The sequence below is a fragment of the Pseudomonas fluorescens genome, from assembly GCF_001307155.1.
GTDB classification, from domain to species: Bacteria; Pseudomonadota; Gammaproteobacteria; order Pseudomonadales; family Pseudomonadaceae; genus Aquipseudomonas; species Aquipseudomonas helvetica.
Map to the genome: position 1 here is coordinate 4,916,705 of NZ_CP012830.1, position 16,013 is coordinate 4,932,717.

At 58.9% G+C, this 16,013-nt stretch carries 10 protein-coding genes; 5 read left to right on the top strand and 5 right to left on the bottom strand.

Annotation, left to right across the window (positions count from 1 at the left end):
• The first annotated feature begins 14 nt into the window (after positions 1-14).
• Positions 15-1,364, top strand: coding sequence for a TolC family outer membrane protein (locus tag AO353_RS22435; protein ID WP_054598300.1), 1,350 nt, complete (start codon positions 15-17; stop codon positions 1,362-1,364).
• Positions 1,365-1,864: 500 nt separating this feature from the next.
• A complete protein-coding gene (locus AO353_RS22440; protein WP_054596939.1) occupies positions 1,865-2,581 on the top strand; it encodes a LuxR C-terminal-related transcriptional regulator in 717 nt (238 codons plus the stop codon).
• Between the two features lie 114 nt (positions 2,582-2,695).
• On the opposite strand, the gene AO353_RS22445 is transcribed toward AO353_RS22440, so the two are convergent.
• On the bottom strand, positions 2,696-7,228 hold the full coding sequence (locus AO353_RS22445) for a DUF5801 repeats-in-toxin domain-containing protein (RefSeq protein ID WP_102667309.1): 4,533 nt from the start codon (positions 7,226-7,228) through the stop codon (positions 2,696-2,698).
• A 433-nt stretch (positions 7,229-7,661) separates the two neighbouring features.
• Positions 7,662-9,401 (bottom strand): dipeptidase, encoded by a 1,740-nt coding sequence (locus tag AO353_RS22450; RefSeq protein WP_054596940.1) that lies wholly within the window; start codon positions 9,399-9,401, stop codon positions 7,662-7,664.
• A 389-nt stretch (positions 9,402-9,790) separates the two neighbouring features.
• On the opposite strand from AO353_RS22450, the gene AO353_RS22455 reads away from it, so the two are divergent.
• Positions 9,791-10,666, top strand: coding sequence for a DNA/RNA non-specific endonuclease (locus tag AO353_RS22455; RefSeq protein ID WP_054596941.1), 876 nt, complete (start codon positions 9,791-9,793; stop codon positions 10,664-10,666).
• A gap of 62 nt (positions 10,667-10,728) precedes the next feature.
• Here the strand turns inward: AO353_RS22455 and AO353_RS22460 are convergent, their stop codons facing one another.
• Both AO353_RS22460 and AO353_RS22465 read right to left on the bottom strand, forming a co-directional pair.
• Positions 10,729-11,439 (bottom strand): class I SAM-dependent methyltransferase, encoded by a 711-nt coding sequence (locus AO353_RS22460; RefSeq protein WP_054596942.1) that lies wholly within the window; start codon positions 11,437-11,439, stop codon positions 10,729-10,731.
• A 143-nt stretch (positions 11,440-11,582) separates the two neighbouring features.
• The gene (locus tag AO353_RS22465; RefSeq protein WP_054598302.1) at positions 11,583-12,347 is read right to left on the bottom strand and encodes a substrate-binding periplasmic protein; all 765 of its coding nucleotides are present in this window, start codon (positions 12,345-12,347) and stop codon (positions 11,583-11,585) included.
• Positions 12,348-12,673: 326 nt separating this feature from the next.
• Between AO353_RS22465 and AO353_RS22470 the strand changes: the two genes are divergently transcribed.
• On the top strand, positions 12,674-13,558 hold the full coding sequence (locus AO353_RS22470) for an alpha/beta fold hydrolase (RefSeq protein WP_054596943.1): 885 nt from the start codon (positions 12,674-12,676) through the stop codon (positions 13,556-13,558).
• Position 13,559: 1 nt separating this feature from the next.
• Here the strand turns inward: AO353_RS22470 and AO353_RS22475 are convergent, their stop codons facing one another.
• Positions 13,560-14,330, bottom strand: coding sequence for a DeoR/GlpR family DNA-binding transcription regulator (locus AO353_RS22475; RefSeq protein WP_054596944.1), 771 nt, complete (start codon positions 14,328-14,330; stop codon positions 13,560-13,562).
• A 266-nt stretch (positions 14,331-14,596) separates the two neighbouring features.
• On the opposite strand from AO353_RS22475, the gene AO353_RS22480 reads away from it, so the two are divergent.
• A complete protein-coding gene (locus tag AO353_RS22480; protein ID WP_054596945.1) occupies positions 14,597-15,877 on the top strand; it encodes a haloacid dehalogenase-like hydrolase in 1,281 nt (426 codons plus the stop codon).
• The last annotated feature ends 136 nt before the right edge of the window (positions 15,878-16,013 follow it).

Genomic DNA, 16,013 nt, shown 5'->3' on the forward strand with positions numbered 1-16,013 from the left:
CAGGCGGTCTGCTCATGCTTGCACTGGGAATCGATATTGCCTTGGCGCAATCCGCTGCGTCGGCGTCGATCGGGGTCAGTGCCTCGGCGTTCTCCACCGATCTGATGCAGCTGTATCGCGAGGCCCGGCTGGAGGACCCGCGGATATTGGCCTCGTATGCACGAGCGCAGGCGGGCAAGGAATACCAGAGGGAAGCGATGGGGACGCTGTTACCGCAAGTCTCGCTCAATGCAGGGGCGAATCGGATTCACCAGGAAAACGACCTGCTGCAGCGCAGTTTTGATAGCGAAAGCTACAGCTTGGTGTTGCGTCAGTACCTCTACAACAAGGCCGCGTGGGAGAACTACCAAAAACTCAAGAGTCTGGCCAGACAATCCGAGTCCGAAGCGCTGGAGGCTCAGGCCGAAGCTACGGTGGAACTGGCCCAGCGTTACTTCACTGCGTTGGCAGCCGAGGACGAACTGGAATTGACCCGGGCCGAACTTCGGACCACGCAAAAGAGTCTGGATCGAGTCAATGCATTGTACGAAAAGCAGTTGGCATTGATTACCGATCAGCTCGACCTCAAAGCGAGGGTCGATGGGCTGACTGCTCAGGAGCTGGATAACCAGAACCAGGTCAGCGTCAGCCGGGAGGCGCTGGCGGAGATCGTTGGCCGTCCCGTCAAGGAGAAACTCAGTCGTGTTCGCGACGATGTTCCATTACGAATATCAGCGCAGAGTCTTGAAACGTGGGTCCGCGAGGGGGTAGCGCAAAACCCGGCACTCAAGGCCAACGAAAGCAGCGTCGAAGCGGCGGGCGCTGCGTTGCGCAGCGGGAAAGGCGGGCACTATCCGACCCTGAGCCTGACTCTGAGCGCGCAGCGGACCAACGAGGGCTACAACAATGCCCTGGTGCCGCGCACCGACAGTTATGTTGCCGGTATTGGCTTGCAAGTGCCGCTTTACAGCGGCGGCTCAACCTCGGCGCGGGTGCGTGGGCTCTACCAGGATCAGATTTCGGCCGAGCAGCAACTGGAATCGGTCCGGCGCCGGGTGGTCAAGGAGATCACCAGCGCTTACCTGACCGCCAACTCGAGCGGAGAAAAGGTCAGCGCGAGCCGGCATGCCCTGGCTTCGGCACAGCTGTCCAGAGTGGCAGTAGAGAAAGCGCTCACTTACGGTATGGTCAATGCCGTCGATGTACTGACCAGCGTACGCAACGAGTTCCGGGCTCGTCGTGATCTGCTCAAGACGCAATACGATTTCGTCAGCAATGTCTTGACGCTCAATCGCTGGGCGGGAAAGCCGCCTGCCGAGAGTGTCGAGAATGTTAATGCCTGGTTGAGCCCTGGCAGCTCCAGCCAAAAACCCACATCTCCCTGATCCTGCAAGGCAAAAACCGCGGCGAGACTCACTTGCATGACTGGTGCGGGCGCCAGTTGCCATTTCGCACCAGCAGGGCGGTGAGGTCCGTGCTATTTGCTGATTTCGCCAAGGTTTGGCTCGTAGAGAAATATTGTCGCCGGGAAATTGACGATTGCGTTGCTGTTGCGCTTGGTTGCACACCACTCGTCGAGTAATTGACGACTCTGATCGAGACCAGACTTTGGTCGCAGGTCGCCCGTGACAATCCTAAGACCTTGATTTTCGAGGAGTGAGGGCAGACATCGGCCGGGCTATCCGCATGAGGCTAACGTTTACGCCTGGCGGATGGGCGGCAGGCAGTATATTGGGCTGGCCTAGACTCAGTTGAGCGGCTCGAGGGAGAACGTCATCACCTGCCGGCGCTCGCATCTGTCCTTAAATCGCGTTGGTCAGGTGAGCGAGCTGTTGATCCAGGAAGGTCAGTGGGGGCCATAGTTCACTTTCAAGGGAATCACGTAATGGCAGCCCACAGAAAACCGATACGCGTGATGCTGATCGATTGTCGTCCCCTCGTTCTCATGGGCCTTCACGACTTGATCAATGCCAAGAAGCCCCAGATGGAAGTGAGCGGCCAGGCCACCACCTATACCCATGCGCTGAATCTTGCTGATCAGTTGCGTCCCGATGTCATTTTTTTCAGTTTTTTTCCGGATGCACTGAACCCGCTGGCGGTCGTCGCGGGACTCGCTCGCAGCGCCGAAATGAAAGTGCTGGTGCTCAAGGGATTGTACGAATCCGTCCCCGTTGCCCAGGCGATAGAGGCGGGCGCACGCGGCATCGTGCTGGCGGAAGACCCGACGGAATCGATCACCCAAGCCATTATCAAGGTCTACCATAACGACATCGGACTGGACAGAGCCTGGGCTGGTGGGCTTTCCGGCTATGCCACAACCAGGTATGTCCCCCGCAGATGTAATCTGGAGCAGGCGAAACAGGCGCGGTTGACGTTGCGCGAGAGGGAACTGATTCGCGCCATCGTGGGGGATCCGTCCGCTAAATACACGTGCATTGCCGAGCGCCTGGGCATCAGCGAGCACACTGTGCACAACCACCTCAGCAACATCTATCAAAAGCTTGATCTCATCAACCGCATCGACTTGCTGATGTACGCGATGAAGCACGGGCTCACCAACAACGAAGAACCGCCCGAGTCTACTTGGGTGGAATTGGATTGAACTCCTCAAGCGTTCGCAGCGGATACGATCGTTCGGATTTCATATTAGAACGGCTGGAAGCAATGCGAGGGTGGCTCCTACGCCACCCTCGCATTTTTTCACGCGCGCGATGTATCAGGCGCCAAAAACAATGTCGCTAGCCTGAAGATCAATCCCGACCAAGGTGATGGTCGTTATTTGTCCGCCAGACTCGGCAACCGTCACGACGCTGTTTGCTCCTGTGTTGTCGATCGATTGGACAGTCGCGTTGTGGTCGCCGTTGAGCACCAGGGTGTCTCTCTGGCCTGGGTTCACATCGAACCCAGTGATCTGGTACTTGTTCTCATTGGCTGCCAAATCGACGTTGAAGGCATCATTCACACCGGTCGTGCCAACCAGCGTGTAGTCGAAGGTTGCGTTGTGCGGGTCATTGGCGAACAGGTTGGCGTTAAACGTACTCGTCGCCGAGTCCCCATCCTTGTCCGTCAGCTTCGCGTTGAACGACAGTTTGACATCGCTGGCAAGGTTATCGGTTTGCTGAATGAACTGGATCACCGGGATCTTGACTGCGCCCCGGCCCATCGTGAGCTGGACTGCATCGATTAACGCCGATCCCTGCTTCTCAACGAGGAAGGACACCTCTCCACCGGCCTCTGGCGTCAGGGTGTTCACCTTGGTGAGGTTCGAAAACGTGCCATCCTCGTAGTAGATCCTGTAGTACAGGTCCTCGGTCGCCGGGTCGTAACCCCCCACGGAGTTGTCGATAAAAACCTTCATTCCCGTCAGCAGGGTCTGGGGATTGATGACGAAACTTTCATCGGCAGCGCCGATAGCCACCAGGTTGTCTCCCTGGAGAAGGTTATTGCCGACGCCGATGCCGGACGTACTGACGTTCATGGCCGCCGGGTCGATGTACGACGGCAGGGGATTGGTCTGTAGCTGGGCCTCGGTGGGGTCGGGAGCTCCGAGCCCGATACCGGTCAGGATGTCCGAAGTCGATGCGAGCGCCTTCGCGGAAAAGAAGACAACATCCTCAGATCCCGAAGGATTCGTCGTCGGAATTACCAATGTGCGCACTGGATCCGGGCCGCCGGCAGAGAGCGAGCCGTCGGCACTGCTGAGCACGATTGTCGAACTGAAGCCTTGCACCAGATCCAGTGCATAGGTGCCATTCGCAAAAGCGGTCAGCGTGTAGTCGACGCTGGTGTTCGGTGTTGCGGCGTTGTTGTCGAAATCACCGGTCAACGTTCCTGCAAAATGGAACGCGCCATTGGCGTCCGGTGAGGACGCCTGCTCGGTGAGCGTGCCGGTCCCGGTCGTGGTCGTGTGGTCTGGCCTGACGAGGGTGAACTGGCCATTCACCAACGAAATATCCAGGCCGGTTGCACCTAGCCCGTCGGCTCCGGTTGCATGATCCCAGAACCCGTATTGCGCAAGGGTGCTACCGGTTCCGACCAGGTTGCCGTACGCCAGTGATGGGCCGTCGTCGTGGAATACCAGGTTCTGCCCGATGTTGAGGGTCGCATGGGCGCTGTCGCCGTCCTTGTCGGTCTTGGTCGCCGTCAACGTCACCAGATTGTCCGAACTCAGAGTTATCGAGTCATCGGGATTGGTGGCGTCGGGATGTATCAACGCCCGGATCTGGTCGAGGGTGACGTCGCCATTGGCAGCCACGCTGACCGTGAACACCAACAGGTTGGTCGTGGCCGTGCGGCCTTCCACCACGCTGCCGTTGAGCGACAGGTTCACCGCTTCACCGGTGGCCGTGTCCGTGAGCCCGGAGCCTCCGGCTACCACGCCCAGTGCATAGGTCAGTGTGCCGGCGCCGTCGGCGCCATACGCCGAGGTGAAGTTGACGGCAAAGCTCTGCGTGGCGTTGATGGCCAGGTTTGTCTCGTCCACCGTCAGCGTCGGTTCGGTACCGGTGGTGCTGATGCTTGGTCCATCGTCCTTGAACACCAGGTTCTGTCCGATGTTGAGGGTCGCATGAGCGCTGTCGCCATCCTTGTCGGTCGTTGTCGCCGTCAGCGTGACCAGATTGTCCGAGCTCAGACTCTTCGAATCGTCAGGATTGGTGGTGTCGGGATGTACGATTGCGCGGAGCTGGTCGAGGGTGACGTCGCCATTGGCAGCCACGCTGACCGTGAACACCAGCAGGTTGGTCGTGGCCGTACGACCTTCCACCACGGTGCCGTTGAGCGACAGGTTCACCGCTTCACCGGTGGCCGTGTCCGTGAGCCCGGAGGCCCCGGCTACCACGCCCAGCGCATAGGTCAGTGTGCCTGCACCGTCAGCGCCATACGCCGAGTTGAAGTTGGCGGCAAAGTTCTGCGTGGCGTTGATGGCCAGGTTTGACTCGTCGACCGTCAGCGTCGGCTCGGTACCGGTGGTGCTGATGCTTGGCCCATCGTCCTTGAACACCAGGTTCTGTCCGATGTTGAGGGTGGCATGAGCGCTGTCGCCGTCCCCATCGGTCTTGGTCGCCGTCAGCGTTACCAGATTGTCCGAGCTCAGGCTCTTCGAATCGTCAGGATTGGTGGTGTCGGGATGCACGATTGCGCGGAGCTGGTCGAGGGTGACGTCGCCATTGGCGGCCACGCTGACCGTGAACACCAGCAGGTTGGTCGTGGCTGTGCGGCCTTCCACCACGGTGCCGTTGAGCGACAGGTTCACCGCTTCACCGGTGGCCGTGTCCGTGAGCCCGGAGGCCCCGGCTACCACGCCCAGTGCATAGGTCAGTGTGCCGGCGCCGTCAGCGCCATACGCCGAACTGAAGTTGGCGGCAAAGTTCTGCGTGGCATTGATGGCCAGGTTTGACTCGTCCACCGTCAGCGTCGGCTCGGTGCCGGTGGTGCTGATGCTCGGCCCGTCGTCTTCGAAGGCTATCTTGGAGCCGATTTCGGCAGTTGCCGCGCTGCTCTGCAGCACCTGGAAGCCGCCGATGTCGAAGTCGGCGTGCGTCTTGTCACCGTTCTTGTCGGTCAGCAATCCGGCGTTTTCGATCAGTACGCGGTTGTGGTCGGTCGACGTGCCGTAGGTGATCTGCGAGTCGGTCGGAACGCCGGTGACCAGCACTGTGCCGTCGGCGTTGTAGGTGATGACGGCGCTGCTGATGGTGACGCCGGCGAACGTCTTCACGGTGACGCTGCCGTTAGTGATCGCGACCTTTTCGGAGCTGTCGTCGGCGTAGCTGTTGATGAAGTTGACGCCGCTCTGTGACCCGTTGACGTTGTCGGCGTTCTTGAAGGCGGCGAGCAGGATTTTCGCGGTCGTGCCGCCCGTCTCCTGCACGATCTTGAAGGTCGCGGAGCGGGCACCGAAGTACTGGTTGAAGTCGATGTTCGCTTCGACACCTGCTTCGCCCGGGCTCAGGTTGGGGATCGTGAAGTCCGCCTTGGCACCGCTGACGAAGCTGAAGCGCAGGCCTTCCTGTTCGGTGATCGCCTGGTTGTTGGTGCCCAGGGTCGTACTGCCGCCGCCCTGGCTGCTGTTGACCGTGTCAGCACTGGTGATGGCAGCGCTGCTGGCCGACTGATCCAGTGGATCCTTGCCGGTGACGACGATCGATACACCAGGAATCCGGCCGTTCGCATCGGCCGTTGCGCCCGGGGTGGTGAACATCAGGAACAACTGCTGGCCCGACGGCGCCCCATCCAGGCTGAAATTCGAGTCTTGGCTGGCGCCGATGAAGACCTTGTTCAGCAGATTCACCGAATCGTCGGGGTTCGTAATATCCGGATGCTTGAGCGGTTGGAATTCCACGGTCCAGATCTTGCCGCCCGTGACCGGCGATCCGCTTTCTTCAATATAGGCAGCGAACACGATCGCGCCGGTTGGTCCCCCGGCTCGGCCCAAAACGATGTTGTTGTTCGTATCCGTGTAGAGAAGGATGCTGGTGCCATCGAGGCTACTCAGTCCGCTGTCCAGGCCATTAAGCGCCGCGCCAGAACTGTCGACGAAGCTGATGTCGGTAATGATTGTTCCGGGCGCAGCGGTGATGGTGAATGCATTGCTGCCCGTGTCGCCCGCGGCTCCGGTATAGCCACTCAAGGCCGCACCCATTGGGGCGCCTGCCCCAAGTGCGGTCAAACGGGTCGAGAAGGTCGAGGGCAGGGCCGTCACCAGAATGTCATTGTCATTAGCGTCTTCCGCAGGGCTTGGAGTGGCGGTGCTGTTCTGCAACCCGGCCGTTTCGTCCTGCGTAACGTTCACTCCAGTTGCGACAACGCTCAGAGAGCTGTCGGTAAACGACGTTGTCGCCACAGAGTCGTCACTGGTGCCGAACACACCATCGGCGCCCGCAGAGGTCGCGGTGAGCAGAAACGTCGCGCCTGCCGAGTCGTCGGGATTCACGTACCAGGAGGTCGTGATGCTGCCGTTGACTTTACCGTCGAGATCGCCGACGCCGCCGTCGGTCACGTACCAGGGGTCGTGCCCCTCGCCAGTGTCAGTATCGAGCACGTCATCGGGCGTGCCCCACACATTATCGGCGCCGGGGCCGGTGGCGTGCTCCACTTGAAATTCCACTGTGCTGCCGGGGGCGAAGCCGCTAGCCGTGACGGTTGCGGTACTGCCGGGCGCGTAGTCTTTCAGGTCGGAGGTGACGATTGGAGTGTATTGGGGGTCCGTATCGCTCGTTGGCGATGATGGATGCTCGCGATTAGCCATGACTCTCTCCTGAGCAATTGCGGTCATCGAGGCCTGACCGTTGACCTATAACCGCAACTATGGATAAGCGCCGGAGATTGCGCATCGGCCGAAACTCCCACGCGAGATAGGAGTTTCAGGCTACTTGGGAGGGGGAATCGGGATGAATAGGTGAAGGAGCGGCGCCGCATATTCCGTTTGTGAATGAGGGCAGGCCGCCAGCGCTCAAGGTCGCCCGGGATTTAACCGTTAACGCGTCGAGCTGAATCTGAGCCAGCTCAGGCAGCCGGGTGCGGGGGCAGTATTTCTACTGCGTTGCTGGTCGCCGAATAAACCGGAGCAGCGAATGAGGCCCAGACAGCTGAAAGGCCCTTCTTTTGTTCCATTACCCTCTAAACGGAATCAAGACAATCAAGGCAGTGGACCCGCCAGAACAGCGGGTCCGAAAGGTGGATCAGAGCTTCGGCAACTGCCCGACGCGCCCCAGCATCTCGGTCACGATCTGCAGGTCCAGCAGGAACTGGTCGACAGTCTTGAATTCATTGTCGGTGTGGCCGGTGTACTTGACCTCGGGCCTGGCCAGGCCGAATTGCACGCCATTGGGCAGTTCATGGACCGAGGTGGCGCCGGCGGAGGTGCCGAACTTGTGTTCCATGCCAAGGTTTTCACTGGCCACGGCCAGCAGGGCCTTGACCCATTCACCCTCAGGGTTGCGGTGCATCGGCTCGGCGATCGAGTAGTTGAAGACCACGGCAATCTGGGTCTGCTTGCTCCAGGCGCCAAGCTTATCGGCGATTTCGGTTTTGAGCGTCTCCGGGGATTTACCGACCGGCACGCGCAGGTTGACCGCGAGTTTGAAGGCTTTGTCATCCATCCCGACATAGGTCAGGGAAGTGGTCAGCGGTCCCATGAAGGCATCGGTAAAACCGACCCCCAATTTGCCACCCAGGTAGTCCAGGCCCCAGTTGTCGGCGGCGTAGCGGGCGGCGTCGGTAATGTGGTTGTGCTTGAGCGCAACCTTACCGTCGAGGTTGTTGATCAAGCCCAGCATCCTTGCCACCGGGTTGACGCCTGACTCGGGCTCGGAGGAGTGGGCGGAAACGCCGGTGACCGTCAGCTTGACGTCCTTGCCGACGACCTTGGCGGTCACCTCGAAGTTGCCGCCATTGCGCTTGGCATAATCAGTGCCGGCCTTCTGCAAGCTGGCGGCCAATTCGGCAGGCTTGTCACCCACAACGGTGGCGACTGAGGTCGACGGAATCTGGTTGGTGGCCAGGCCGCCCGTCATGGACGTGATTTCGGCGCCTTTGCCCTCTGCTGCACGCCGGGCAAAACTGGCCATGACGGTGCCGTAGCCTTTCTCGGCAATCACCACTGGATAGCCGCCATCCAGCGCCAGGTTGTAGTCGGGTGTCGGGTTGTGTTCGAAGTAATAGGGGATGGCGTCGCCGGTGGTTTCCTCGGTGGTATCTACCAGCAGCTTGAAATTCCTCGCCAGCGGCAGCTTTTCTTCCTTGATGATCTTCATGGCATAGAGCGCCACCACGATGCCGTTCTTGTCATCCTCGGTGCCCCGACCGTACATGCGGTCGCCGACCTGGGTGACCTTGAACGGATCGAGTCGAGTGCCGTCTTTCAGGACCCAGTTCTCCGGAGTCACGGGGACTACGTCGGCATGTGCGTGAATGCCCACGACTTCATCGCCAGCACCTTCGAGGGAGATTTCATAGACGCGGTTGTCGATGTTGCGAAAGTTCAGGTTGAAAGCCTGGGCAAGGCCCTTGAGCTTGTCGGAGATCTTGATGAATTCAGGATTCTCGTGCTGGGCGACGCCCTCCACGCGGAAGGTCGGGATTGCCACCAGTTCGCGCAGAGTCTCGGTGGCAGCGTTACCGTATTTCACCCGTGCGTAGATGCCAAGCAGGCGATGGATCTCGTTCTGCTGTTCAGGAGAAAGGGGCTTGTTGCCCTGGAAAGCATTGATTGCCGGGCCGAAGTCGGCGGTTTTGGCGAGGTCGCTGTTGGCCAGGCTGCCCAGGAACTGCCTGAAGTCCGTGACCGATGCGTCACTGAAAGTCTTGAGGATAGTCGCGCTCTGTAGCGGTGTGATGTTGGCGTGAGCTGACGTGGTGAACGCCGAAAGGCTGGCCAGCATCAACGTTGTCGCGGCCAGGTGCTTGAGTGAGAAGTCCATTGCTGGTGGCATTCCTTTGCAGGTGGTTTGTGAGAAATTTCTGATCGATGAGACAGAAACATTTCCAAACTAACACCATGAGGAAGTGGTACGGGAGTCCCTTAAGTGAGATCTGTCGCACAGAAATGCAAAAGCGACGCAGAAACGAAAAAGTCCCGGGAGGGTTTCCCGAGCTTTTAGTGTCGTCGATCACGTCTTTGCGGATCATGCCCACTCTTGTTTTTGGAGTAAAAGAAACTCCTTTGATTTCAATAGGTCAGACGCTAGCTGCGAGTCTGGTTATTATGTTGTCCGCATTAAAAAAGAGGCATTGGCCTCTTTTTTCGTGCCGACGATTTCAGGGCTTTGCCGCCAGTATCCTCCCTTAATCCAATTCAAAGATTCCAAGCATGAACCTACGCAAAATAGCAGTGGGGCTGTCGGCCCTTGTTTTGTTCTCGACCGGTACGGCAGAAGCTCGCAACCTGCTGGATTTCCTCAAGCCGTCCAGCCAGCATGAGGAGCAGGGGCACCGTTCAGGCTCGATCAGCCAGAGCGCGGCGATCGAGCTGTATTCAAGCAAGCAGCAACAGGCATCGTTTGATGGGTGCGCAGACCTGTTCCCGGCAGCCAGGCCGATCAGCATGGCCACTGTGCCTGCAACGATGAAGCCATTGGCCCTGTGTTCCGACAACTTCGCGGTGCTGTATTCGCAAACCAGCAAGACGCCATTGGTTGTGGTTGAGCGTCTGAATTCAGCCCAGTTGGCGGATGCCAAGGGAGAGGAGCGAACCAATCAGTTCTATCCTGATCCGCGTATTCCCAAGGACGGGCGGGCAGAGTTGAGCGACTACCGCGGCCAGCATCCGGCCGTGGATCGTGGCCATCAGTCCCCGGCCGCCGATGCCCCGAATCCGCATGCAATGGCCCAGACCTTTGCACTGTCGAACATGGTGCCGCAAGACCCGACCAATAACCGCAAGATCTGGAGCAAGGTCGAGTCTGATGTCAGAAAGTTCGCGAAGCGCGCCGATGGCAATGTCTTTGTCTTCACCGGCCCGCTCTTTGATGCAGGTCATACCACCATTGGCGACAACAAGGTCTGGGTGCCAAACCGCCTGTTCAAACTGGTGTACGACGCTTCGTCCAAACGTGCCTGGGCTTATGTGCTACCTAACGCGGAAACCCGCATTGAGAAGCCGGTGGACTATGAGACTTTTGTGAAGATCACCGGACTCAACCTGCTGGGAAATCTGCCGGTCTCGGGTTCGGTGGGTCGCTCTTGATCTTCAAGGGACCACTTTGCTGAATGCCACGCCGTTGACCAACGCTGACTGTTCAGCTGAGGTCACGGCTTGCGAGCCAGACAAAACACGGTCAGACCGGCCAGACGGTTTACGCGCATGAACGGAAGTTCGAGAGTGCACAGCGTCTTCAGCAGGGTATTGACCAGCGGATGATGGCGCTTGAGTTGCGAGCGTGGCGGCGAAGGTTGTGCGCCTGTTGGCAGCAACCTCAGGGTCGCCGCAATCGGGAACACCAGGCCGAAGTAATAGACCCCTTGCATCACCGTCAAGCCGGCGTCCCTGGCCACCGTTTCCAGTTGCGGCAAGGTGTAGCGACGCTTGTGTTCGAGGAACTCGTCGTGCCCGCTCCAGAGAAACCGGAACGCCGGCACCGTCATCAGGAAACGGCTGCCGGACGGGACTTTATCGACATAGGCCTTGAGCAATCCGACATCGTCATCGACATGCTCCAGCACGTCCATCAACAGCACCAGATCGGTGTCCACCGAATCAATCGAACGACGGTAGTGCAGCGGTTTACCGGCGGTTGTGGTGTCCGAGTCCGCCTCATAGCTGATATCCACGCACCAGGCCTCGGTGGCGGTTGTCCGGGCCAGCAGATGCTGGGTGAAAAAGCCGGAGCCAGCGCCAATGTCGAGAATCCTTTTGACGGGGGTATCACCCAGCAGACGAGTCATCGCCGCAGCTTTTGAACAGTAATACCAATGCTGACCGATGCTTGAACCGAGAATGTCGATTTCCTTGAGATCCATGGTTCAGTCCTGGACGGTATAGACCCGGCGCAACCGACGCCGATCAGTTGCAGACCACCGGCAAAGGTGACGGCGACCATCAGCGAAGCGTAGTCCGGTACCGGAGAGACTCAAGACCGCGCTGCGTGTATTTGAAACAGCGCTTATTGCGACAAATAGCCCTTATGTATTCGTGCCAGGGTGCCGTCACGGCGAAGCGTTTCAATCGCTTTGCGCAAGCTTTGTACCTGTTGAGGGGAACATTGTTTCGAGCAGGCCAGATAGAGATCTGTTCTGTTCATGACGGGACTCATCAGCAGCGTGCGTCGAGACACCTTCGGCCAAATGTATTGAGTCTCCGGGACACCGTTGAACCAGGCATCGATGCGTCCTCTCAAGAGCATTTGCGCGGGGTTATCGCCAATGGTCAGCGGGTAGATCTGTCGGTTGTCGAAGCCCTGCGCGCGCAGGATTTCCTCTTGTGCGCTGCCCAGACCTACACCGATCACGCGGTAGGTTTTCCTGGCTTCAGCGAAGCTGCTCACTGGCCGGTCAAGACTGAAAAAGGCTCGCTCCATGGACATGATGGGAGCGATCCAGCTGAAGTGCTCCTCACGTTCTGGCGTACGTGACAACGGGGCTATCAGGATGTCCTGCTTCTCACTGACGTGTTTTTGCGCTCTGGCCCAAGGCAGCGCCTGTACATCAGCGGCATAGCCGGCGTTGGCAATGGCCATCAGGACCGCGTCTCCGACGATTCCGTGACCTTTGGGATCATCGACAAATGTCAAGGGGGGCGCATCGGGGATAAACAGTTCAACCGGTAATGGTGCACCGCACGCGTTATAGGTCATCAGCAGCGATACCGACAGACACAGCCTGCAAAGGGCCGTGGTCCAGGTGCTCGATACGCGTGTGGTCCGGTTCATGATCGATAGTTCAGGCATTGGAAGTAGAGGGTCGACTCAACTCATCGCCGACTCAAGGCGGCAAGCATCTTCCCATAGGTGCAGGTGTTAAGCGATGGCAGCGAACCCGGGGGAGGCCTCTACATCGGGTTTTAGAGCCCGGGACTGCGAGTCGGATCATTGTGTGCCACGGGGCAACGAAATAACTCGTTCGGGCTCTTGCAGACGGGAAAATCCCTGCTTAACTCTGAACCTCCGGTCAGTCAGTGACTTGTCAGTCACAAAGACCGTCCGGGAAGTCGCTCACGCTGTGCGCTTAGTTAAATTTGTTCAGGGAAGAAAATGACATGATGCCGAAAACTGCCATCGTCGAGATTTGCAAGAAGTACAAGGTTTATACCGAGCACTATCTCAACGCCGCCGCTGACAAAACCATCATTCTGGTCAACGGCTCGCTGGCAACTACCGCATCCTTTGCTCAAACGGTGCGTTACCTGCAGCCGCGATTCAATGTGGTGCTGTACGACCAGCCTTACGCCGGTCAGTCGAGAGAGCACAACCTCCATGGCCAACCGATCCGAAAGGAAGACGAGGCGCAGATCCTGCTGGAATTGATCGAACACTTTTCCGTGCACCATGTGCTGTCCTTTTCCTGGGGCGGCGCGGCTACCTTGCTGGCGCTGGCCCAGCGGCCGCGTCGAATCGAGAAGGCGGTGATCAATTCATTTGCAGCGCGGATCAATACGCCGATGCGCGATTACCTGGAGAGCGGCCTGAACTTTCTCCAGGCCTGTGATCGGCCCAATGTCGGGCACTTGATCAACAGCACCATCGGCAAGCACCTGCCATCGTTGTTCAAGCGTTTCAATCACCGGCATGTCAGCAGCCTGGCCGAACACGAATACCGGCAGATGCATTTCCACGTCAACGAGATCCTGACCCAGGACATCCACTGCTATTCGGTCTGTGCCGACGCGATCGAAGTCCCGATGTTGTTCGTCAACGGCGAATGGGATGAATACACCTCGGTGGAGGACGCCCGGCTTTTTGCCGCTCATGCCCGTCAGTCCCGGTTCCACACCATCAAGAACGCCGGGCACTTCCTCGATATGGAACACCCGGCGGCCTGGCATGACACACGGCAGGCCTTACTCGGCTTTCTGCAGCCGGCTTGCGGGGCACCGAGCCAGGTCCGTCATCACGCTTACAGTAGAGAAGCCTCACTGATGTGAGCTACGCCAGGATGATGTGTTTCAGCTTGGCGTTCAGTGCGGCAAACGCTGCTTCGGTGCTGGCCTTGTGGTTGGTGATGAGCACGTCGATGCGCTCTGGCGGACAAAAGGCTACACGGCTCTCCACGCCGATCTTGCTGTAGTCGGCGAGGATGACCACGCGCTCGGCATGCTCGGTCATGGCGCGGGCCACTTCGGCCTCACGGTGGTCGTAGTTGCTGGCACCGCGCTGGGCGTCGATGCCCACGGGCGACAACAGCGCGAGGTCGGCCCGATAGCGGCCAATCTCCGCCACCGTGGTGCCGCCAACCGTAGCGGGAGCACGGTCGTCGAGCGAACCGCCGAGCACGATCACCTCGTTGTGCTGGTCGCCCGAGGTGGCGGGATTACGCAGTTGCAGCGCCACGTTGAACGAGTTGGTGATCACGGTCAGCCCGCCCAGCTTGGCCAGCTCTTCGGCGAGAATGACAGTGGTGGTGCCCGCGTCGATAAACACGGTCTGTCCGTGCGACAGCAGGCCGACCGCTGCCCGCGCGAGGTCACGCTTGAATTTGACATTGCTGTGCGCCCGCTCGGCGATGGGCGCCTCGTCTTCGACGCGAATGGCGCCGCCGTGTATCCGCTTCAACTCCCCAAGGTCTTCCAGGGCGACCAGATCGCGCCGCACTGTCTCGCGTGAAACATTCAGCTCCGTGACGATGCGGTCGGTGGTGACGCGCTGCAAGGTCGATAGCAGTGCGCGGATTCGCTGGTAACGCTCTTCTTGCCACATGCCTGGTGTCCCTGCTGTTTGAGTCGCTTTCCGAGCATGCATTGTGGAGGGGCGTCGGTCACTGTCAAGTTCGCCCCGGCCTCCATCAGCATGGGTCAGGAGCGGTCTGCGAATCATCAAAATGTAATATTGTGGCAATATTGTGTTTTTGTGTATTTGAAGTTAGCCTCGTCGCGGGACGGTTTTTCCCCTCGTCCCTATTTTTCGAAACACGCTTTCGCCATCGCCTCGGTTGTAACCTATCGTCTAGAAGTAGGAGCTATACCATGCAGCGTCGCCAGTTTCTGAACACCCTCGCTACTGTTTCCGTCGTAACCCCGCTGTTGTTGTCCTCCCGTATAACGCAAGCCGCCACGCCCGCGGCCACACCGAGCGCGCTGGATCCGGCACGCTGGTCACCACTGAACACCCAGCGCCTGCAGGCGGTCATTGACCAGCACGGCGTCAAAAGCGCGTCTTACCGTCCTGACCAACGCCCGTACGCGGTGTTCGACTGGGACAACACCTGCATCATGAATGACTGTGAAGAAGCGCTGTTGGTCTATCAGATCAATCATTTGCAGTACAAGCTGACGCCCGATGAGTTCGCCGCCGTGCTGCGCCAGGACGTGCCGAATGGCGCGTTCATGAAGGACTACACCACGGTGGACGGTAAACCGGTCACCATGGAAGATATCTCCAGCGACGTGGAAGCTGACTACCGCTGGTTGCACGCCAACTACAAGGGACTTGCTGGCGACAAAAGCCTGGAAGAGATCCAGGCCAGCGAGCAGTACAAGGACTTTCTCGCCAAGCTCTACTTCATGTACGACGCGATCTGCGACAGCTACCCGGTGGAAATCGGCTACAAGTGGATTCTGTACTTCTACAAGAACATGACCACGGCCGAATTGCAGGCGATGGCCGAGGCCTCCAACAACTACGCCATGGGCGACGCGCTGCGCAAGGTCAAGTACGAGAGTTCACGTACGTTGCCGGGCAAGGCAGGGGTAGTGGCGGACACGCACTTCCATGGTATTCGCATCCATGAGGAAATCCGCGGCCTGATGCACACGTTGCGCGCCAACGGTATCGACGTCTACGTCAGCACCGCCTCGATCGACGACGTGGTGCGGGTGTTCGCCGGCCACCCCAACTACGGCTACGGCGTACCGCCCGAGAACGTGATCGGCCTGCGCATGGCGATGGAAAACGGCAAGTACACCAGTCGCTATCAACCGGACTGGCACTTCAATTACGGGCCGGGCAAGACCGTCGGCATCAAGAATGTACTGGTGAAACAGAAGGGCTACGGCCCGGTGCTGGTGGCCGGTGACAGCGACGGTGATGCATGGATGCTGCGCGACTTCAACGACACGGCGGTGGGCGTGATCGTCAACCGCATGAAGAAAGGCGAGATTGGTGCCGACAGCCAGCAGGCTGCCACCCAATTGGGTAAGCCGGACGCCCGTTTCATCCTGCAAGGACGCGACGAGCATACCGGTCTGATGATTCCGGACGAAAAATCGCTCAAGTACGGTAAAGACGAACGCAAGTTGCTGGCCTGATGGTGCTGGCTCGCGGGTGGTCGACGGCCATCCGCGAGCCGCAATGCACGACTCTGATCAGCTTGGCCAGAGACAGGAACTAAACCCTCCAATACCGTCTACAGTGCAGGGGATAACCCTTATCTGAGAGAACGGA

Excerpts from the sequence above, each read along its gene's own strand:
- AO353_RS22450 (WP_054596940.1), bottom strand. The coding sequence starts at position 9,401 with ATGGACTTCTCACTCAAGCACCTGGCCGCGACAACGTTGATGCTGGCC.
- AO353_RS22480 (WP_054596945.1), top strand. The coding sequence starts at position 14,597 with ATGCAGCGTCGCCAGTTTCTGAACACCCTCGCTACTGTTTCCGTCGTA.
- AO353_RS22470 (WP_054596943.1), top strand. The coding sequence starts at position 12,674 with ATGATGCCGAAAACTGCCATCGTCGAGATTTGCAAGAAGTACAAGGTT.
- AO353_RS22460 (WP_054596942.1), bottom strand. The coding sequence starts at position 11,439 with ATGGATCTCAAGGAAATCGACATTCTCGGTTCAAGCATCGGTCAGCAT.
- AO353_RS22435 (WP_054598300.1), top strand. The coding sequence starts at position 15 with ATGCTTGCACTGGGAATCGATATTGCCTTGGCGCAATCCGCTGCGTCG.
- AO353_RS22445 (WP_102667309.1), bottom strand. The coding sequence starts at position 7,228 with ATGGCTAATCGCGAGCATCCATCATCGCCAACGAGCGATACGGACCCC.
- AO353_RS22455 (WP_054596941.1), top strand. The coding sequence starts at position 9,791 with ATGAACCTACGCAAAATAGCAGTGGGGCTGTCGGCCCTTGTTTTGTTC.
- AO353_RS22465 (WP_054598302.1), bottom strand. The coding sequence starts at position 12,347 with ATGAACCGGACCACACGCGTATCGAGCACCTGGACCACGGCCCTTTGC.
- AO353_RS22440 (WP_054596939.1), top strand. The coding sequence starts at position 1,865 with ATGGCAGCCCACAGAAAACCGATACGCGTGATGCTGATCGATTGTCGT.
- AO353_RS22475 (WP_054596944.1), bottom strand. The coding sequence starts at position 14,330 with ATGTGGCAAGAAGAGCGTTACCAGCGAATCCGCGCACTGCTATCGACC.